Source organism: Streptomyces sp. NBC_01549 (genome assembly GCF_026339955.1).
Lineage (GTDB): Bacteria > Actinomycetota > Actinomycetes > Streptomycetales > Streptomycetaceae > Streptomyces.
In genome coordinates, this window is the sequence record NZ_JAPEPW010000001.1 from 5,103,057 (window position 1) to 5,122,523 (window position 19,467).

The 19,467-nt window shown below is 69.5% G+C and carries 15 protein-coding genes and 2 pseudogenes; 8 read left to right on the top strand and 9 right to left on the bottom strand.

Annotated elements, in window-relative coordinates; translation table 11 throughout:
* Positions 1-4 precede the first annotated feature (4 nt).
* Positions 5-1,141: an iron uptake system protein EfeO gene (efeO, locus tag OG819_RS22710; RefSeq protein WP_266651034.1), complete on the bottom strand. Its 1,137-nt coding sequence runs from the start codon at positions 1,139-1,141 to the stop codon at positions 5-7.
* A gap of 359 nt (positions 1,142-1,500) precedes the next feature.
* On the opposite strand from efeO, the gene OG819_RS22715 reads away from it, so the two are divergent.
* On the top strand, positions 1,501-2,145 hold the full coding sequence (locus OG819_RS22715; protein ID WP_266651035.1) for a PhzF family phenazine biosynthesis protein: 645 nt from the start codon (positions 1,501-1,503) through the stop codon (positions 2,143-2,145).
* Between the two features lie 417 nt (positions 2,146-2,562).
* Here the strand turns inward: OG819_RS22715 and OG819_RS22720 are convergent, their stop codons facing one another.
* On the bottom strand, positions 2,563-3,219 hold the full coding sequence (locus OG819_RS22720; protein WP_266624295.1) for a hypothetical protein: 657 nt from the start codon (positions 3,217-3,219) through the stop codon (positions 2,563-2,565).
* A 174-nt stretch (positions 3,220-3,393) separates the two neighbouring features.
* On the opposite strand from OG819_RS22720, the gene OG819_RS22725 reads away from it, so the two are divergent.
* Both OG819_RS22725 and OG819_RS22730 read left to right on the top strand, forming a co-directional pair.
* A complete protein-coding gene (locus tag OG819_RS22725) occupies positions 3,394-4,908 on the top strand; it encodes a trypsin-like serine protease (protein ID WP_266651036.1) in 1,515 nt (504 codons plus the stop codon).
* A gap of 42 nt (positions 4,909-4,950) precedes the next feature.
* A complete protein-coding gene (locus OG819_RS22730; protein ID WP_266652810.1) occupies positions 4,951-6,432 on the top strand; it encodes an IS1182 family transposase in 1,482 nt (493 codons plus the stop codon).
* Positions 6,433-7,069: 637 nt separating this feature from the next.
* Here OG819_RS22730 and OG819_RS22735 read toward each other — a convergent pair.
* The 3 genes and pseudogenes from OG819_RS22735 to map form a co-directional block, all read right to left on the bottom strand.
* Positions 7,070-8,368: an ISAs1 family transposase gene (locus tag OG819_RS22735; protein WP_266648190.1), complete on the bottom strand. Its 1,299-nt coding sequence runs from the start codon at positions 8,366-8,368 to the stop codon at positions 7,070-7,072.
* 178 nt (positions 8,369-8,546) lie between these two features.
* Positions 8,547-8,663: pseudogene (locus OG819_RS22740) on the bottom strand (biliverdin-producing heme oxygenase); the annotation flags it as partial.
* A 200-nt stretch (positions 8,664-8,863) separates the two neighbouring features.
* On the bottom strand, positions 8,864-9,721 hold the full coding sequence (gene map, locus OG819_RS22745; RefSeq protein ID WP_266624291.1) for a type I methionyl aminopeptidase: 858 nt from the start codon (positions 9,719-9,721) through the stop codon (positions 8,864-8,866).
* Between the two features lie 59 nt (positions 9,722-9,780).
* Here map and OG819_RS22750 point away from each other — a divergent pair, with 59 nt between their 5' ends.
* On the top strand, positions 9,781-10,014 hold the full coding sequence (locus OG819_RS22750) for a hypothetical protein (RefSeq protein ID WP_266414492.1): 234 nt from the start codon (positions 9,781-9,783) through the stop codon (positions 10,012-10,014).
* Between the two features lie 168 nt (positions 10,015-10,182).
* Here the strand turns inward: OG819_RS22750 and OG819_RS22755 are convergent, their stop codons facing one another.
* A complete protein-coding gene (locus OG819_RS22755) occupies positions 10,183-11,514 on the bottom strand; it encodes an MFS transporter (RefSeq protein WP_266652812.1) in 1,332 nt (443 codons plus the stop codon).
* 194 nt (positions 11,515-11,708) lie between these two features.
* Positions 11,709-12,311 (bottom strand): hypothetical protein, encoded by a 603-nt coding sequence (locus OG819_RS22760; protein WP_266414494.1) that lies wholly within the window; start codon positions 12,309-12,311, stop codon positions 11,709-11,711.
* 154 nt (positions 12,312-12,465) lie between these two features.
* Here OG819_RS22760 and OG819_RS22765 point away from each other — a divergent pair.
* The 3 genes and pseudogenes from OG819_RS22765 to OG819_RS22775 all read left to right on the top strand — a co-directional run.
* Positions 12,466-12,657 (top strand): annotated as a pseudogene (locus OG819_RS22765) (exo-alpha-sialidase); the annotation flags it as partial.
* Between the two features lie 47 nt (positions 12,658-12,704).
* Positions 12,705-13,409, top strand: coding sequence for an NADPH-dependent F420 reductase (gene npdG / locus OG819_RS22770; RefSeq protein ID WP_266624288.1), 705 nt, complete (start codon positions 12,705-12,707; stop codon positions 13,407-13,409).
* A gap of 13 nt (positions 13,410-13,422) precedes the next feature.
* The gene (locus OG819_RS22775) at positions 13,423-13,662 is read left to right on the top strand and encodes a hypothetical protein (protein ID WP_266414498.1); all 240 of its coding nucleotides are present in this window, start codon (positions 13,423-13,425) and stop codon (positions 13,660-13,662) included.
* Here the strand turns inward: OG819_RS22775 and OG819_RS22780 are convergent.
* Positions 13,652-14,449 carry a site-2 protease family protein gene (locus OG819_RS22780; protein ID WP_266624284.1) on the bottom strand — a complete coding sequence of 266 codons (798 nt, stop codon included), beginning with the start codon at positions 14,447-14,449 and terminating at the stop codon, positions 13,652-13,654. The two genes, OG819_RS22775 and OG819_RS22780, sit on opposite strands and share 11 nt — an antisense overlap.
* A gap of 142 nt (positions 14,450-14,591) precedes the next feature.
* A complete protein-coding gene (locus OG819_RS22785; protein ID WP_266651037.1) occupies positions 14,592-15,995 on the bottom strand; it encodes a recombinase family protein in 1,404 nt (467 codons plus the stop codon).
* A 121-nt stretch (positions 15,996-16,116) separates the two neighbouring features.
* Here OG819_RS22785 and OG819_RS22790 point away from each other — a divergent pair, with 121 nt between their 5' ends.
* Positions 16,117-19,440 carry a BTAD domain-containing putative transcriptional regulator gene (locus OG819_RS22790; protein WP_266651038.1) on the top strand — a complete coding sequence of 1,108 codons (3,324 nt, stop codon included), beginning with the start codon at positions 16,117-16,119 and terminating at the stop codon, positions 19,438-19,440.
* Positions 19,441-19,467 lie beyond the last annotated feature (27 nt).

Genomic DNA, 19,467 nt, shown 5'->3' on the forward strand with positions numbered 1-19,467 from the left:
CCGCCTACTTCACAACAGCCGCGGCGAGCTTGGACAGGGGCTCGGCGAGCGCGTTGACCGCGTCCGAGAGCTCCTTGCGCTGGTCCTTGGTGACCTTGTCGTACGACACGAAGCCGTCCGAGCTCTTGTCCGTGCGGTACTTGTCGAGCAGCGTGTTCAGCGCCGCGAACTGCTTGTCGAGCTCGGTGGTCAGCGCCTTGTCGTTCTGCTGTGCGACCGGCTTGAGCAACTCGTACGACTTCTGCGCGCCCTCGACGTTGCCCTTGAAGTCGCTGAGGTCGGTGTGCGAGTAGCGGTCCTCCTCGCCGGTGACCTTGCCGGTGGCGACCTCGTCGAGCAGCTCCTTGGCGCCGTTGGCCATGGAGGTCGGGGTGATCTCGGCCTTGCCGACTCGCTTCTGCCAGTCCTTCAGGTCGGTGACCAGCTCATCGGCGAGGGTCTTCTGCTCGGCGCCGATCTTCTTGTCCTGCCAGAGGGCCTTCTCCAGCGCGTGCCAGCCTGTCCACTTCTGGCCCTTCTCCAGGTCGTTGACGCGGGTGTCGGTCTTGGGGTCGATGTCCCCGAACGACTCGGCGATCGGCTCGGTGCTCTCCCAGCCGAAGCGGGAGGGGGCGTAGGCCTGCTTGGCGGCCTCGATGTCGCCGGCCTTGATGGCGTCGGCGAACGTCTCCACCTTCGGGATGGTCGCGTCGGCCTGCTCCTGCGCGTACTCGCGGTAGGCGGCGACGGCCTTGTCGAGGCGCGGATCGCGCTTGGCGACCTTGCCGCCGGTCACGGTGAGCTTCTGGCGGATGCCGAGGCCCTTCATGCCGGGGCGGCAGGCTATCTCGTACGAACCCGCCTTGACCTCGGCGGTCAGCGTGTACTTGGTGCCCGGGCCGATGTTCTCCTTCTCGGAGACGATCCGGTCGTCCGGGAAGAGGATCTCGACCTCGGTGGCCTTCGAGCCCTTGTTCTCGATCTTCAGGGTGACCTGGCCGGCCGGGACGGACTTCGTGGAGGTGTCGCACTTGGAGTCGGCGGCGGTCACCTGAATCGCGTCGCCGGCCCCGGCGTCGCTCTTCTCGGTGCAGCCCGTGACGGCGGCCAGAGCGGCCGCGGTCGCGGCGGCGGTGACAACTGAGAGTCGGACGGCTCGCATTCAGGCTCCAAGAGAACGACGGACACACCAGGCGGAAGGTCCCCGCTGGCATGGTGAGGCTGGCCTAACTTACCTGAGGCTTACCTCAGTCCTACCCACCCCTACAGTGATTCAGCTCTCACGGTTGACGCACAGGCACGGCTTGATCGCGGTGGCTCAAACTGAACGTCACGGGATGGTCGACGATGGGTCAAATGTCTCATTCGGCGGTTACGACGCCCCGTTTGGGAGTCACCAGGACGGCACCCGTCCGGGGGTCGGCGGGCGCGGGCCTGGTGGGCGCGGTACGCAGGCGGCGCACGGCGTAACCGAGTGGGCACGGGACGACCTCGTGGCGCGGGTGATGTTTGAATGCGCGGGTGAATGATTTCGACGTACTGCGCGTCTTCTGCGGGCCCGGTGGTGAACATGGCAACGAGCTCGGTGTGGTGCGCGAGGGTTCGGTGATGCCGGATCCGGAGGAGCGGCAGGCGTTCGCCGCGAAGCTCGGGTTCAGCGAGACCGTGTTCGTCGACGACCCCGAGCGCGGTGTCATCGACATTTACACGCCCAGCGTTCGGCTTCCGTTCGCCGGGTACCCGTGCGTCGGTACGGCCTGGCTTCTCGATGTGCCCGAACTCGTCACGCTCGCCGGGGTGGTGGGCACCCGCCTGGACGGCGAGTTCAGCTGGATCGAGGCAAGGCCGGAGTGGGTACCGCTGCGCACGCTTCGACGGTACGCCTCGGCCACCGAGGTCGACGCCTTGCCCGTCCCATCGCCGGGCGAGTGGATCTACGCCTGGGCCTGGGAGGACGAAGCCGGGGGCCGGGTACGGGCCCGGGCCTTCCCCGGCCGCGACGACGGCATCGAGGAGGACGAGGCGACGGGGGCGGCGGCGCTGTTGCTCACGGCCCAGCTGGGCCGCGCGCTCAACATCATCCAGGGCAAGGGCTCCCAGATCCTCACGGCACCGCAGCCGGGGGGATGGGTGGAGGTCGGGGGACGGGTGTTCCTGGAGCGCTGAGGCGTCTTCGGCGGGTTGCGGCCCCGCTCGCCTCACCTGCGCGACGCAGACACGTCAGGCGTCGCGACCGCAGTGGGTGGTTCGGGACAGACCGGGCCAACTTGGCGGGCGAGAGGCCGGGGCGCCCGTCGCGCGGGTACCAGTCGGCGAAGTCCTTGTCGCACCACGGCCCGTCCAGTCGGTCTCTCACCCACATCGCCGTCGTACCGCCCGGGATTGCTCGCCCGCGCGACCTGCGCAGTCAGAGACAGGACCTGCTCACCGGAACGGGGGCGGACGGACAACGTGACACCTCGACAACTGCATCGGCCTTCGAAACAGCCCCGAGCATGCCCGCTGATCATGCTGCCGCACCTGGAAACACCAAGGTCCCCGACAGAGTCAAGCTCAGGTCATGCGATCGGTTTTCCTTCGCTGTCAGAGGTTGCGGGTGATGAGGTGCTTGCCGTCCCGGGCGGAGACGATGAGGTTCCACGCTCTGGCGTTGTCGCCGTCGTCGCCGTCCCACCAGGTCGCGAATGCGTCGGCCAGCTGCTTCACTTCGACTTTCGCACTCGTGTCGGTGTAGGCGGTGGCGAGTTCGACGTCGTAGTCCCGGTCCCCGAGGTGGACGATGACCACCTGACTGACATGCCGTGCGGGCTGCTTCACTCCGTTCGCAAGGGCCCAGGACCGGAACCGGGCCAGGAGGTCCGGATCGGACTCGCGGCGTGTCACCCACATGGTCGGCGGATGACGGTCCGTTCCCGATCCCACGGCCTGCTTGCAGCCCAGCACCCAGGCCCCGCGGTCCTTCTCCACGACGTTGTGCGGCTGAGCCGTAAGTGACCGCCGGACGCAGCCTCCCCACACCACCTCGCGGACCGCAGCGCCCTTGCCACCGTCCTTGAAGAGCCGTTTGCCTTCACGCCATCCGGCGTCGTACGCCGCTTCGTAGCCGTGTTCGGCGGTAGTTCGGGACGCGGGTGACTTTGGCGTGGTGCCGCCGCCGCTGCCGCAGGACACGGTGATCAGGCCGAGCAAAGCCGCCGCGACAGTGAGCCCGACCGGCCGTGCTTGTGCGGGTGTGCGCATGCCCCGTTTTTCCTCTCAATGCCCTTGACGGTCCGTCTGTTAGAGCCGTTTCACGGTCCCTTGGTTGCTTCATGGAATCGCCTTTACGTTCGAGGATGAGCGTGGATAGGGTCCGAGATCGCAACAGACCGGACCGCTGACCACGGCCCGTGCACACCTGAGCAAGGGGGAAACTTGAGGCTGAGACACAGCCTGGCCGCCGCCACCGCGATAGCGGCCACCTTCATCTCGACGTCCGCGTGGGCCGATTCCGCACCCACTCCTGTGACAGCGCCTACGAGCAGTTCACCGCTCGGCCCGTCACGGTCCGCCTCCCCTTCGGAGGAGGTCACGCCGACCGCTCCGGGCACGCCGTCCGCGTCGCCCTCCACGAGCACGGCGACGACCACGCCGCCGGCCTCTCCGTCCGCCCCGCCGGACACGCCCAGCGCATCGCCAAGCGCGAGCGGCACTCCCGAGGGCACGGCACCGGCGACGGAGCTGGAGAAGTTCTGGACCCCGGAGCGCATGGCACAGGCCGTCCCCGTCGACGAGGACCAGCCGCTGCCGGGGCAAACGGCCGGTTCCAACCGCGGCAAGGCCGTCGCCCGGACCTCGCCCTCGCACCCGTTCGAGGGCATCAAGGAGGTCGGCACGTTCTTCTGGCAGGACAGCGACCTGAAGTACCGGTTCTGCGCCGGAACCGTCGTCCCTTCCCCGGACGAGGATCTGGTACTCACCGCTGCGCACTGCTTCGACAGCACCGACCAGCAGAAGAAGCTCGTGTTCGTGCCCAAGCACCACCGGGCCGACCCCAAGCCGTACGGTCTCTTCCCGATCAAGGTCGGGCAGATCTACGCCGACCCGCGCTACCTGCGCAAGGGCGGTGACCATGACTACACGGACCTGGACTTCGCCCTGCTGAAGACCGAGCCCCGCTCGGATGGCAAAAAGGTCCAGGACGTGGTGGGAGCGATCCCGATCGGCTACGGCACGGGCTTCGACCATCCCAAGACCAGGGTCATCGGCTATCCGTGGCTGCCGGACGACGACAAGTACGAGCCCCATCAGGATCCGCTCGACTGCACCTCGCCGATGAAGAAGTTCACCACCGCCAGTGCGGACGACTGGAAGGGCGGCACCTTCTCCCAGATCGACTGCGACGGCTACGTGCGCGGGACCTCGGGCGGCCCCTTCATCATCGGCGGCGACCACCCGCAGGTCATCGGCGTGACGGGTGGCTGGCAGACCGGCGGGCACAGCGACGACACGTCCTACTCCTCGTACTTCGACAGCGACCTCAAGCGGATCTACGACGCCGCCGTGGCGGGGAAGATGCCGGCCCCCGTCGTACTGCCGGCCGCGTCGACGTGGAAGCACGCCAAGGACATCGCCTCCGGCTATTTCGCCCTGAACGGGGCGGTCTCCGATGACCGCATGGACATGTTCGTCCTGTGGTCGGACGGTGAGCTGACGATCTACCGCGGCGCGGACAAGGGCCTGAACTACTTCGACAAGGAGATCAGGGTCCAGAAGGCGAACAAGCTGTGGGCCGACCACGCCAAGCAGGTCGTAGCCGGCGACTTCACCGGTGACAACGGTTCCGACCTGCTCGTGCTCTGGTCGGACGGTGAGGTCACGCTGTACCCGTCGGTGGACGAGTCCCTAGGAGCGTGTCTCAGTAACGGACACCCCGCTTGCGGTTCGTGATCATTCATGCGGGATGATCTCGGTATGCGTGATCGGGATGGTCTGTTCGAGATCGAGCCGGGTGAGAAGGAGCAGCCGCAGGGTCGTCCGGCGGCGGTGGACAAGACGTTCCGGGCGTTCGACCCGCACCAGGTCCTGCTGCTGCCGCCGTCGCTGGACGACTGGCTGCCCGAGGATCACCTGGCCCGGTTCGTTGCCGACCTGGTCGACGAGGTGCTCGACCTGTCGCCGATCCTGGCGGACTACACCGAAAAGCGCGGCTACCCGCCCTACGATCCGCGGCTGATGGTGCGGCTGCTGATCTACGGCTACACCACCGGGGTGCGCTCCTCGCGGGCGATCACGCGTAAGTGTGTCGATGACGTCGCGTTCCGGTTCCTGGCCGCCGACCAGGCTCCGGACTTCCGCTCGATCGCCCGGTTCCGCCGCCGCCACCTGGACGCGCTCGCCGGCCTGTTCCTGCAGTCGCTGCACCTGGCGCGGAAGCTGGACATGGTCAAGATGGGCCGCGTCGCGCTGGACGGCACCAAGCTGGAGGCCAGCGCATCCAAGCACAAGGCGATGAGCTACGGCCGCCTGATCGGCAAGGAAGAGCAGATCGAAGCCGAGATCGCCGCCCTGGAGGCCACGGCCCGGTCCCTGCTGGACGACGCCGAAGCAGTCGATACCGCCGAAGATGCCCGGTTCGGCGTGGACGGCAAAGAGGCCGACCTGCCCGCCGAGCTGGACCGGCGCGAGAAGCGCCTGGCCAGGCTGCAGGCCGCCCGCGCGCAGATCGAGACCGAGGCCGCCGACAAGGCCCGCGCTCACGCCGAAGACAAGGAACGCCGCCGTCAGGAACGCGCCGGGACCAGCGACGAGCGGGCCGTCACCGACGCGGGCGAGCAGGCAGCAGCCAAGGCCCGGCCCAAGCCCAAGGCCCAGGCCAACTTCACCGACCCCGACTCGCGGATCATGAAGAACAGCGACGGCGCCTACATCCAGGCCTACAACGCCCAGGCCGTCGTCGATGAAGAGCACCAGGTCATCACGGCCGCCGACATCACCACCAACGCCTCGGACGCGCTGAACTACACCCCGATGCTCGACCAGTCCGCGCAGAACACCGGCGTCCACCCGGGGCAGGCCCTCGTCGATGCCGGCTACTGCTCCGAGACCAACCTGCAGGCCTCCAAAGAGCGCCAACTCGCCTGCGGCACCGATACGTTCATGGCCACCGGCCGACTCGGCCACGACGAACAGGTCCCGCCCGCACCCCGCGGACGCATCCCCGCCAGCGCCACCCTCAAGGAGCGCATGGCCCGCACACTGCGGACGAAGCCCGGCAAGGCCGCCTACAGCCGCCGCAAAGCGATCGTCGAACCCGTCTTCGGCCAGATCATGACCTGCCAGAACGGCCGCCAACTCCTCCTCCGCGGCGAGGACGGAGCCCGCGGCGAGTGGCGACTGCTGGCCGCCTGCCACAACCTCCGCAAGATCTTCCGACACGCCGGAACCGCAGGACTCGCCGTCCTGGCCGGCTGACCATCCGGCCACACCGGCCTCAGCGGGCCGAAATCCCCCTCCGACCGACCCGCTCATCGGCCCCACAGGCGCTGACCGAGCGACCACGACCGATCCCGCCCATCACGACCTCCCGGCCAGTTGCCCGTTACTCAGACACGCTCCTAGGTGTAAGGAATGGAATTCGAACGGCAATGCTACAGGGAATGTGAAATGCGGGTACACTAACAGTCCGACTTCTCACAAGTACCGAGCGGTCGTTGAGTGCATTAACGGCGCAGGGCGCAAGTTCACGGTCTACGGTAAATGGGTCACCCCCATCCCCAAGGACAAGTACGGCGCCACATCGAGTGGCGTTTGTTCCGGAAACGGAACTGCTGGCGTAACGGGCATCACGCATGATTTCGAACTAGCCTGACCATCGGCCAGCAGGACCTCATGGTGGGCTTCCACGGGACGTGATCCCACTAGTTCTGAGGTGTATCTGGGAAGCCGTCCGCTTTCCGGCCTGGATTCGTCAGCGGGATTCGGCTGTTGAGCGGTCCGGCGGTTCGCCCCTGATGTCCTGTGCTGTTCAGGGGCGGGCCGTCAGGTGTCATCCGGCAGTTGGGTCACGGCCCCGGCGTAGTTGTGTGATGTCCGGTTCCGTGCCGGTTGATCAGATGCCGTAGACGGCGAAGGCGTCCTTGTGGCGGAGGAGGTCGCGGCGGGCGTGGGCGATGTTGGCGCGTCCGGCGAGGCGGATGGTGCTGATCGCCAGGTTGCGGAAGCTGGCCAGGGCTCGGGGTGCTGTACCGGTCCTGACCTGGGAGTTGTCTTCCCGGAAGGTGACGTCTCGCACCCAGTGGATCTTGTTCTCCACGGTCCAGTGGGACCTCTCGTAATGGTTGAGGTGGGCGGGGCCGGCGACGTCGGGCGGCAGGCTGGTGACGCCGAAGACGATCTCTTTGCTGGTCCATTCGCCGTCGAGGTTGCCGGTGTCGCGGCGGAGGCGGAAGACCTGGGATGCGCCGGGGAACAGGGTGTGGCCGGCGGGTGCGGTGCGCAGGGTGCGGCGTTCGGTGCGGCCGTGCCCGCGGTCGGTCTCGGTCGCGGTGGTCTCGGTGAAGTCGGTGTCCGTGCCGGTCAGCAGTATCTGGGCGGCGGCGTGCGCGAGGGGCTGGTTGCCCTTGAGGATCAGGACGTAGTGGCTGCCGAGGGGGCCGGTGATCAGGCGGGCGGTCTTCTTCGTGGTGTGCAGCGCGTCCAGGGTGAACACCCTTCCGTCCAGGCCGAGTCGGGTGAGCAGGGCCCGGGCTGCCTCGCCCTCGCCGCGCTTGTCGGGGACCTGGCTCTGGCCCAGGACCGCGCCGTTGGCGTGGTCGATCGCGCCGACCAGGAAGACCCGCCCGCTCTCGGTGCGGGCGCCGGTCAGGGCCTTGCCGTCCAGGGCCGCGGCGGGCAGCAGCCCCTCTGGCGCCGGGTGCTCGGCTGCGCGCTGGGCGGTGCGGCGCTGTTCGCGTTCCGCTGGTCCCGGGGTGGCGGGGATCTCCGGCGCCGGCACGGTGCCGCGGGCGAGGTCCGCGACGTGTCCGCAGGTTGCCGTGTCCAGGGCGTCGGTGTCCAGATGGGTGAGCACGCGCCGGAAGGTGCGCTCGCTGGGTACGAGGTAACGGCCGGTCAGCGGGTTGTACCGAGCGCCGATACTGGCCAGGTTCGTCTGCGGGGCACGGGCCGCCCACTGCCAGATCGCGGCGATCGAGTCGCCGCCGACCACCAGCGTCGCGCACGCGGTCAGTGTCAGGATCACCACCAGGGCGTGGCGTCGGCCACGTTTCGCGCGCAGGTCCGGGACCTGCCGCAACCTGCTGACCAGTTCGGACTCCACTGTCGTCGGGTCGGTGGCGAGCTCGGCCTCCCCCCGGGCGAGGTCCGCGAGTTGGCCAACGGCAGGGGGGATCGGCGAAGATGCGGGCACGAGCGCGACTCCTGTGACGATCTTTTGGCGTAGAGACCTGAAAGATCATCAGAAGTCGCGCTCGTCCTGCAACCAGCCACATCAAACCGGGGCAGAACAACTCAAGGGAGAACTACGCCGGGGCCGTGGCAGTTGGGTGAGTCTCCTTCAGCAGGTGTGAACGCGCTGGCCCAGGGCCCGCGTACGCGTCGACGCCGAGCCGTCCGCCGAGCAGGTCGCTCATGAAGGTCGAGGCCTTCGTCTCCGTGTGCTGCTCGTGCGTCGCGGTACGGACGAGCGTTGAGAACGCCGTCATGGAGACCTCCGGTGCCGCGAGGACGAGAGCCAGGTCAGATTTTCTATGGCTCACCCAAGTCAACCAGTCCCCGACACCCTGTCGGTAAAATCGTACTCGGATGTCGGCCAATCCCACGTCGAGCCCAGGTCGAGCCACGTCGCTCGGCATGAGAAAGCCCGCCCTGCGAAAGAGGGCGGGCGTGCGCGGCGGGAGCGCGGCTACGGCAGGGTCAGGATGTCGGCGCCGCTCTCCGTGACGACCAGCGTGTGCTCGAACTGCGCCGTCCGCTTGCGGTCCTTCGTCACGACGGTCCACCCGTCGTCCCACATGTCGTAGTCGTGCGTACCGAGCGTGAGCATCGGCTCGATCGTGAAGGTCATTCCGGGCTGGATGACGGTCGTCGCGTGCGGGCTGTCGTAGTGCGGGATGATCAGTCCTGAGTGGAACGAGGAGTTGATCCCGTGCCCCGTGAAGTCCCGCACGACCCCGTACCCGAACCGCTTGGCGTACGACTCGATCACACGGCCGATGACGTTGATCTGGCGTCCCGGCTTGACGGCCTTGATCGCGCGCTCGAGGGACTCACGGGTCCGCTCGACGAGGAGCCTCGACTCGTCGTCCACGTCCCCGACCAGGTACGTCGCGTTGTTGTCGCCGTGGACGCCACCGATATACGCCGTCACGTCGAGGTTGATGATGTCGCCGTCCCGCAACACCGTGGAGTCGGGGATGCCGTGGCAGATGACCTCGTTGACGGAGGTGCACAGGGACTTGGGGAAACCGCGGTAACCGAGGGTGGACGGATAGGCGCCGTGGTCGCACATGTACGCGTGCGCGACCCGGTCCAGCTCGTCCGTCGTCACGCCCGGCGCGATGAGCTTCGCCGCCTCGGCCATCGCCCGCGCGGCGATCCGCCCGGCGATCCGCATCGCCTCGATGGTCTCTGGGGTCTGTACCTCCGGACCGGTGTACGGCGTGGGGGCGGGCTTTCCCACGTACTCGGGGCGCCTGATGTTTCCCGGAACGGGACGGGTGGGAGAGAGCTCTCCTGGTACGAGCAGCGACTGGCCAGACATGCCAGCGAGTCTAACCAGCGGGCATGGGGGCACTATGTCCTTGGCGAAAGGAGCAGGTCATGGCCCTCTTCAAGAAGCGGACCGTAGGGAAGCCGGGCGAGTGGTACTACTGCCTCGTCCACCAGAAGGTGGAAGAGGGCCCCGAGTGCCCCGCGAAGGACCGCTTCGGCCCCTACACCACCCGTGAGGAGGCCGAACACGCGATGGAGACCGCCCAGGAGCGCAACCTCGAGTGGGAGACGGACCCCAAGTGGCACGACGCGACGGGCCCGGCCCAGGAGACCGACGACTGAGCCAACGGGACGCGGGGGCGAGCGGCAGGGCTTTGCGGTGCCGGGGTGCCGGGGTGCCGGGGCGCGGGGCATCGAGGCAGCGGGGCGCCTGCTCGCGTGGGCGCGACGGCCCGCGGGCGCCGACGGTGGCATGGTCCCCGCGGGAGACCCGCACCACCCAAGTGACCGTCACGGGTGGTGCGGGTGGGAGAGCGTGGCCTGGCCCCGGGCGGAGCGCATCCGGACGGCGTGCTCATTCGTCCGCACGTCGTACCTCATCAGCTGCGGCAAGCACAGCGCCAGCACCCCCACCGCTCCCACGCAGATCACACCCCCGGCCCAGATCGACGCCCGTACCCCCGTCCAGGCCGCCATCCCGCCCGCCCGTACCTGCCCCAGCTGGGGTCCGACGGAGTACGAGAGCAGTTCGATCCCGGCGAGTCGTCCCCGTAGCTCGTCCGGGATGGTCTGGTCCCACATGGCGCCCCGGAAGATCCCGCTCACCATGTCGAAACAGCCGCCGAGGACGAGGAAGAGCAGCACCAGCCACACGTTGTGCACGGCTCCCGCCCCCGCCATGGCCAGCCCCCAGCACGCCGCCGCGAACGCCACCATCCGCCCGTGCCGGTGCACGCGCGAGGTCCACCCGCTGGTCAGCGTCACCAGCATCGCCCCGGCGGGCAGCGCGGCGTACATCAACCCGAGCGACCACGCCGTGTGGAGCTCGTCGGCGAGGAAGGGCAGCACCGCGAGCGGCATCGCGAAGAACATCGCGGCCAGGTCGATCACGTACGTGCCGAGGAGTTCCTTGCGGTTCCACGCGTACCGCGCGCCCTCCGCGATGGAGGCGAGCGAGGGCTTCGAGGCCTCGTGCGCGGCCGGTGACGCGGCGAGTCCGACGCCCAGTACGACCGACACCACGAAGGTCACCAGGTCCACGGCGTACGCCCAGCCGAGCCCGGCGTACGCGACCACGACGCCCGCGAGGGCCGGCCCCGCGACCCCGCCGACCGACCAGCGCAGGGAGTTGAGGGACGCCGCGGCGGGCAGGTGCTCGTGCGCCACGATCCGGGGGACGAGCGAGTCCAGCGCGGGCCGCTGCACCGACCCGAGCGCGGAGGAGAGCGCGGCGACGACGTACAGCGGCCACACCGCCGGTCGCGGCATCAGCGCGTTGACCAGCAGTCCGCCGCACAGCAGCCCCTGCCCGGCCTCCGTGTAGAGGATCAGTTTCCGTTTGTCGAGGGCGTCGGCGAGGGCCCCGCCGTACAGCCCGAACACGATCAGCGGTACGAGTTCCACGGCCCCGATCGCCCCCACGGCCACCGCGGAGCCGGTCAGCACCTTCATCTGCACCGGCAGCGCGACGAAGGTCAGGAAGCTGCCGAAGTTGGTGATCAGCCCGGCCAGCCACAGCCGCCGGAAGTCGGCCGACGCCCGCCAGGGTGCGAGATCGGGCAGCAGCGACCGCAGTCGCGCACCGGCACCGGCAGCGGCACCGGGTTCAGTGTGCGCGGGCAGCGCGGCGGGGGATACGGAGGCGTCGTCGGTCACGACGGCTCATGCTGAGCGGCGGCCTTCCTCGGCGGCAACTGCTTTTCCACCGCCCGGGACCGCCCCACTCCCCGACCGCCCCGCCGTCCCACCTTCCAACCATCCCACCTCCCAACCATCCCACCTCCCAACCGTCCCGCCGGCTCACCGCCCGCCGTGGCCTACCACCGCGCCGCCGGCGGAGCCGTCAGCTGGTCCGCGAGGCGGGAGAGCCGGTCGCGCAGGCGGCGCCGCCCCCGCGGCGAGGGCAGGGAGTTCTCCCCGGCCGCCGCGCTGACGAGGTGCTGCACGGTGTCCAGGTCGAGTTCCTGATCCGGCGGCACGGTCAGCGACTCGTGCGCCATCGCCCCGAGCTCACGGTCACCGGCGTCGAGCGCGAGCACGGTCGCCCCGGCCCGCCGCGCGTCGTGGATCCGCTCCAGGAGCGGCGCCCCGGGTGCGGCGGGCGACACCACGAGCAGCGTCTCGCCGCGCCGCGCCGCCTCGATACGGCCGAGGCCCACGGCGAGATGGGCCGGGTCCGAGGCCCGCGCCCCGTGCCGTACCAGCGTCGGCGACAGCTCCGGCGTCCCCGACCAGGCCGCCTCGTCCACCAGGTGCGCGGCCAGGTGCCACGGCTCGTACTCCGCCGTGCCCACGAGCAACAGCCCGCCCCCGTACGACACCACGGACCCCCTCAGGCCCTCCGCGAACCGCCGCGTGGCCCCCAACCACTCGGTTCCGGCGAGGACTTCGCGCAGCAACGCGACCCGTACGGCATCCATGGGCACGCATCCTGCCGCAATCGGCAACTGATCAGGCGGAGTTCACCATGAATTCGCCCAAGTGGGGCAGATCTCGGCGCATGACGGAAACAACCGGAACCACCATGGCCACAACCGCGGTCACCAGCATCCCCTTCCACGCGGGCCGATAGGCATCGTCTTGAAGCGGTCGACGGACGGCGGCCGCACCTGGCGGCCCGCGCACACGGTCGACGGGCTGCCCGCCGCGTACTCCGACCTCGTCCGTGCCGACGGGGCGACCGTGGGGCTCCTCTACGAGACGGGCGACTTCGGGCCGTACGAGACGATCACCTTCCGCCGTATCCCCGTGACGGCCCTCACCTGAGCCGCCGAAGGCCCCGAGGCGGGAACCGCGCCACGTAAGGTCGGCCCATGACCTCTACTGACAGTGCACAGAAGGCCCCCGCGAAGGACCCCTGGGACCTTCCCGACGTGTCCGGGCTCGTCGTCGGCGTGCTCGGCGGCACCGGCCCCCAGGGCAAGGGCCTGGCGTACCGGCTCGCCAGGGCCGGCCAGAAGGTGATCATCGGTTCGCGTGCGGCGGAACGCGCCCAGGCCGCCGCCGAGGAGCTGGGCCACGGTGTCGAGGGCGCCGACAACGCCGAGTGCGCGCGGCGCAGCGACATCGTGATCGTCGCCGTACCGTGGGAGGGGCACGGCAAGACCCTGGAGTCGCTGCGCGAGGAGCTGACCGGCAAGCTCGTCGTCGACTGCGTCAACCCGCTCGGCTTCGACAAGAAGGGCGCCTACGCCCTGAAGCCGGAGGAGGGCAGCGCCGCCGAGCAGGCCGCCCTCCTGCTGCCGGACTCCCGGGTCGCGGCCGCCTTCCACCACCTCTCCGCCGTCCTCCTCGAGGACCCGGAGATCGACGAGATCGACACCGACGTGATGGTCCTCGGCGAGGAGCGCGCGGACGTCGAGATCGTGCAGGCGCTGGCCGGCCGTATCCCCGGCATGCGCGGCGTCTTCGCGGGCCGGCTGCGAGGCGCCCACCAGGTCGAGGCGCTCGTCGCGAACCTGATCTCCGTGAACCGCCGCTACAAGGCCCACGCCGGCCTGCGGGTGACGGACGTATAGCGGCCGTACGGGCATGGGGGACACTGGACGCCGTAGCACCCGTACTTCGTCCGTCTGTCAGGAGCCGACCCCCATGCCCCGCCTTGCCCTCTACGCCCTGGTCGTCTGTGTCCTCTCTGTCGCAGCGGCCGTCGTCTCCTTCGTCCAGGGCAGCTGGCTGGGGATCGTGTGGGTGCTGCTGGCCGGACTGTCGTCCAACATGACCTGGTACTACGCGCGGCGCGGCCGGAGCGGGTCCTCGGTCAGCGGCTGACCGTGCAGTACTCGTTGACGCCGTCCCAGAAGCGGTACAGGTTCTGACCGCAGTAACGCTGTACGTCGTCGATGCCCAGGGCGCCCAGGATCGAGTAGATCGCGTCGAAGAACGCCGTGTTCACCGAGGGGATCCACAGCACCGCGAACACGGCGAGCAGGCCGAACGGCGCGAACGGCTCGACCTGGCGCTTGACGTTGTACGACAGCCAGGGCTCGATCACGCCGTAGCCGTCCAGGCCCGGGACCGGCAGGAAGTTCAGGATCGCGGCCGTGACCTGGAGCAGCGCGAGGAACGCCAGCGCGTAGCGGAAGGTGTCCGGGACGCCGTCCAGGGCGTGCAGCCAGAACGGGGCTGTACAGACCGCCGCGAAGAGTACGTTCGTCAGCGGTCCGGCCGCGGAGATGAGGCTGTGACGCCACCGCCCCCGGATTCGGCCGCGCTCGATGAAAACCGCGCCGCCGGGGAGCCCAATGCCGCCCATGATCACAAACAGTACGGGAAGCACGATGCTCAGCAGGGCATGTGTATAGACGAGAGGATTGAGGCTCAGGTAGCCCTTCGCGCCAACGGTGATGTCGCCGCTGTGCAGCGCGGTGCGCGCGTGCGCGTATTCGTGCAGGCAGAGGGAGACGATCCAGGCCGCCGTCACGAACAGGAAGACGGCCACACCGGCCTGCTCGGCGAAGCCGGTCCAGGTGGCCCAGCCCGTCACCGCCGTCACGGCGAGGATCCCGACGAAGACGGGGCTGATCCGCTGATCAGTCGTGCGAGTGGTGGTGGTCATGGACAGGGCTCCTGGTACGTGGCGGCCGATCCGGGAAGAACTCGACCGTGATGGTGAACGTGGGGACGACGTCTCGTGAGGCTGTGAGTCTCCTCGGGAGAAGTTCGGCGGGAGCACGTGCCCACCCGTCGTGGGACCTCGACTACGCCACGAACTTGGCAAGCCGATCCTGGAAGTCTTCGGGAATCTCCAGGACATGGCCGCCGCATTCTCGTGGGTGACATCTGATCGTGATGCCGGAGTGGATCAGATCCTCGCCGATGTCTGTGACCCCCATGTTCTCCCAGCGCTCAGCGAAGGTTGTACCGAGTGGCACGAACTGCCAGTGATCCTCATCGGCAATGTCCGACGGATGCGTCGACTCGCCCTTGGTCTCCGCTCGTTGGACGTATTCACGGCGGGTGACGGGTGCATCTCCGATGGCGTGGACCAGCATGCCCATGACGGGCGTGATGATCTCCTCGTCGGGTTGGAACACGTATCCGGGGCATGCCGGGGAGCCGACGCGTGAAAGGCAGCGGATCTTTTCGGTGACCCGGTATGTGCCGTCCTTGCGCCGTTTCCTGGTTGTGTGCAGCTGAAGGTTCTTGCCGCATCCACCGCACTTGATCACATTGAGGAGCGGGGTCCTGGGTGTTGCGGAACGTCGGCTGATCGGGGAGGCGGAATCGGCAAGGGCGTCTTGAAGGCGGTCGAAGGTCTCCTGGCTCAGTACTCTTTCGGTCACGTGGACGGGATGGCCGTCCTGATCGCGAACGAGGACGCGCTTTTTATACTTCTTGCCTGGAACGTTTTCGCTGCGTGTTTTCCAGCCCAGCAGGGTGGGGGAGGTGAGGATTCCCTTCAGCGTGCGGGGATACCAGATGAAGTCCTTGCCTGACTTGTTGCGTTGATACGTGTCCGCAGGCGAAGGTACCCCCCGTTCTTCGAGGTCTCGGCAGATGGCGTTGATCGGTTCGCCGCCGATGACGCGTCGAGCGGCTTCCCGGACGATATCTGCTGTCTCGGGGTTGACCTCCAGGTAGCGGGCGCCGTCTCTCGCGTACGTGCGGTAGCCGAACGGCGGTGAACTGCCGCCCCACCGTGTGGATGTGAGCAGGTGTGCACGTGATGAAGCGACCCGCTCGGCGGCGGCTTGGGCTTCCATCTGGGCGAAGGTGGCGATCATGGTAGCTGTCGCCTTTCCCGTCGGACTCGTGAGATCGAACGGTTCGGTGGCTGACACCAGTCCCTTGCCGCCATGGCTCTCGGCCCACTCGATCATCTGGTGCAAGTCACCGACCCGGCGAACGAACCGATCGAGCCGCCAGAAGACGATGACGTCGAATTCGGGGGCATGGTCGTCGAGCCATCGGGACAGTTCTGGACGCTTCCATGGCGGCACTGAGGTGGCGGAGACGGAAAGATCACTGGCAACACCGACGATCTCCCAGCCGCGCAGCTCACAGAAGGACTTGCATTCTTCGATCTGCCGTTCAGGACTGGTCGTCGATCCGGTCTGGACGGTCAGTCGGACGGTGATGAGTGCCCTCGGGGATCTTCCCATGGCATCGGAAGCTAGCCTATTTGTATCTAAGGTGCTGAGAGTTGTGAAAATTAGCCCCCTGAGTCCTGGTGTTGCGCAAGGGGAGGTCCTCCGGGACCACCGGGCAAGCGAGAATGACCCCGTGCGCTACCGCATCCTCGGCACCACCCAGGCACTCCGCCCCGACGGCACGCCCGTCGTGCTCGGCGGGGCGCGGCTGCGCGCCCTTTTGACCGTGCTCGCGCTGCGGCCCGGACGGACCGTGCCCGCGGCCGTTCTGGTGGACGAGGTGTGGGACGGCGATCCGCCCGCCGACGCATCCGGCGCGCTGCAGGCACTGGTGGGACGGCTGCGCCGGGCGCTCGGGCCGGACGCGGTGGACTCGGGGGACGGCGGCTACCGGCTGGCCGCGGGCGCCGACGACATCGATCTGCACCGTTTCGAGCGGCTCGCGGGGGAGGGCGTACGCGCGCTTGCCGACGGCGACCCCACGAAGGCGGCCGAGGCCCTCGACGGCGCCCTCGCCCTGTGGCACGGGCCGGCCCTCGCGGACCTCCCGGACCGCACCGCCGAGTCGGCCCGCTGGGAGACCCGCCGCCTCGACGTACGGCGCGCCCGGCTCACCGCGGCCCTCACCCTCGGCCACGCCGAACAGTCCCTGCCCGAGCTCACCGCCCTGTGCGACCTCCACCCCCTGGACGAGCCCCTGCACGTCCTGCGCCTGCGCGCCCTGCGCGACGCGGGCCGCCCCGCCGAGGCCCTCGCCGCGTACGAGTCCGTACGGGAGCTGCTGGCCGACCGCCTCGGCTCCGACCCGGGCCCCGAACTGCGCGCCCTGCACAGGGAGCTGCTCAGCCCGGCCGACGGTGGCGGCGGGGCGCACGCCCAGGGCCCGCGACCCGGCGCCGCGGGCCGGACCGAGAGCCATCCGCCACCGGCCGGGCGTGGCCGCTCCGCACCCCCGCCCCCCGGCAACCTCCGCGCCCGGCTCACCTCCTTCGTCGGGCGGGCGGCGGACATCGACACGATCCGGGGGGATCTGGCGGCGGCACGCCTCGTGACCTTGCTCGGGCCCGGTGGGGCCGGCAAGACACGGCTGTCGCAGGAGGCCGCGGAGACCATGGCGGACACCGCGCCGGACGGGGTGTGGCTGGCCGAACTCGCGCCCGTCGACGACCCGAAGGCCGTGCCCGAGGCCGTGCTCACCGCCGTCGGAGCCCGCGAGACCGTGCTGCGCGGCGCCGGTGCCGAGGAGATGCGGGCCGCCGCCGACCGACACGACGACCCCCTCCAGCGGCTCGCCGAGCACTGCGCCAAGCGCCGCATGCTGATCGTCCTCGACAACTGCGAGCACGTCGTGGACGCCGCCGCGCGTCTCGTCGAGGCGTTGCTGCAGCGGTGCCCGGGACTGACGGTGCTGGCCACCAGCCGTGAACCCCTCGGCGTACCGGGGGAGTTGCTGCGTCCCGTGGAGCCGCTGCCGGAGCCGTTCGCGCTGCGGCTGCTGGCCGACCGGGGGGCCGCCGCCCGTCCGGGTTTCCGGGTCGAGGACGACCCCGCGGCCACCGCCGAGATCTGCCGCCGCCTCGACGGGCTGCCGCTCGCCATCGAACTCGCCGCGGCCCGGCTGCGGATGCTCACCCCGCGTCAGATCGCCGACCGGCTCGACGACCGGTTCCGTCTGCTGACCTCCGGCAGCCGTACCGTCCTGCCGCGCCAGCAGACCCTGCGCGCCGTCGTCGACTGGTCCTGGGACCTCCTCGACGAGGACGAGCGGGACGTGCTGCGGCGGCTGTCCGTCTTCGCGGGCGGCTGCGACCTCGCCGCCGCCGAGGCCGTCTGCGGACCGGCCGCCCTGGAAGCGCTCGGCTCGCTCGTCGACAAGTCCCTCGTCGTGGCCGCCCCTTCGGGGGACGGCGAGATGCGCTACCGGCTCCTGGAGACCGTCGGCGAGTACGCGGGCGAGCGCCTCGACGAGTCGGGGCAGCGCCCCGCCGCCGAGCGCGCCCACCTCACGCACTACCGCGAACTGGCCCGCACCACCGACCCCCAGCTGCGCGGCAGGGGCCAGCGCGCGGCCATCGAACGGCTGGAGACCGAGTCGGAGAACATCCGCGCCGCCCTCCAGCACGCCGTCGCCGCCCGCGACGAGCAGGAGGCGCTCTGCCTGGTCCTCTCCCTGGCCTGGTACTGGCAGATGCGCGATCTGCGGCTGATGGCCCGCCACTGGTCCCGCGAGGTCATGGCCCTCGGCCCGGACCCCTTCGACGGGCCCGTACGGCCGGCCGCCCCGTTGGTGGAGAGCTGCACCGACGCCCCGCCGCCGATGCGCCCCGAGGTCCTCGAGGAGGCCCGCCGCGGTGTCCACCTCGTCCATCTCTCCTGCATGGACATGGACATGGCGGCCTGGGGCACCCCGCAGGCCAAGCGGAAGCTGCGCGTCATCAGCGAGACCTACCGCCCGGGCCAGCCGCAGACCTGCCGCAGCCCCGGCAACCTCTGGTTCTACGCCCTGATCCTGACCAGCGACATGGAGCGGATGCGCGCCGTCATCGACGCGACCGTCCAGACCTGCCGCGAACTTGGCTACGGGTGGGAACTCGCCGTCTCCCTCCAGATGCGCGCCAACATCCTCGCCAACCGGGCCACCTGGGCGGGCGACGCGACCCGGGACGCCGACGAGGCACTGGAACTCTTCACCCGGCTCGGGGACGCCTGGGGCGCCGCTGAGGCCCTCTCCGCACGCGGCGAGGCCCACGAGCGCCGGGGCGAGTTCGCGCTCGCCGCCGCGGACTACACGGAGGCCATGACCCACGCCGAAGGGCTCGGCGCGCACGCCCAGACGGCTGTCCTGAACACCCGGCTCGGCACCGTGCTCATCGAGTCCGGCGACACCGAACGCGGTGAGCGGTTGCTCCGGGAGGTCCTGGAGCGCGGCGAGGGGGCCTACAACGAGGCCATGCCCGCCTCCCGGCTGTTCCTGTCGATGTGGCTGGGCCGCAGCGGCCGGGTCGCCGAGGCGCGCGAACAGATGCGGTTGCTGCGCGCGAACTTCGAAGCGGTCACCTTCGTGGTCTTCGACGGCTTCGTGGTGGGCGTCGAGGCCTGGCTGGACGCGCTCGAGGGGCTGCATGAGTCCGCCCTGGAGAAGGTGCGGCAGGCGCTGGCGCGGGCGGGCGACCCGTTGTCGCAGATCCTCACCCCGCACATGTCCTCCGCGCATCTGACCACCGCCGCCATCGCCCTCACCGGCCTGGACGGCGGCCGCCGTGTGCGCGACGCGGCCGTGCTGCTCGGGGCCGCCGACCATCTGCTGCCGCCCGGGCACTTCGTGGGCCCGATGGAGGACGAGGTGCGCGCGCAGGCGGAGGCCGACGTACGGGCCGTGCTGGACGACGCGACGTACGAGGCCGCGTACGCCGAGGGCGGCGGGCTCTCCCTGGAAGAGGCCGCCGCCCTCGTATGACGCGGACCGGGGGTTTCCGTGTCCTGT

Coding starts and splice junctions, on each gene's coding strand:
- efeO (WP_266651034.1), bottom strand. CDS start 1,141: ATGCGAGCCGTCCGACTCTCAGTTGTCACCGCCGCCGCGACCGCGGCC.
- OG819_RS22720 (WP_266624295.1), bottom strand. CDS start 3,219: ATGCGCACACCCGCACAAGCACGGCCGGTCGGGCTCACTGTCGCGGCG.
- map (WP_266624291.1), bottom strand. CDS start 9,721: ATGTCTGGCCAGTCGCTGCTCGTACCAGGAGAGCTCTCTCCCACCCGT.
- OG819_RS22750 (WP_266414492.1), top strand. CDS start 9,781: ATGGCCCTCTTCAAGAAGCGGACCGTAGGGAAGCCGGGCGAGTGGTAC.
- OG819_RS22760 (WP_266414494.1), bottom strand. CDS start 12,311: ATGGATGCCGTACGGGTCGCGTTGCTGCGCGAAGTCCTCGCCGGAACC.
- npdG (WP_266624288.1), top strand. CDS start 12,705: ATGACCTCTACTGACAGTGCACAGAAGGCCCCCGCGAAGGACCCCTGG.
- OG819_RS22775 (WP_266414498.1), top strand. CDS start 13,423: ATGGGGGACACTGGACGCCGTAGCACCCGTACTTCGTCCGTCTGTCAG.
- OG819_RS22780 (WP_266624284.1), bottom strand. CDS start 14,449: ATGACCACCACCACTCGCACGACTGATCAGCGGATCAGCCCCGTCTTC.
- OG819_RS22785 (WP_266651037.1), bottom strand. CDS start 15,995: ATGGGAAGATCCCCGAGGGCACTCATCACCGTCCGACTGACCGTCCAG.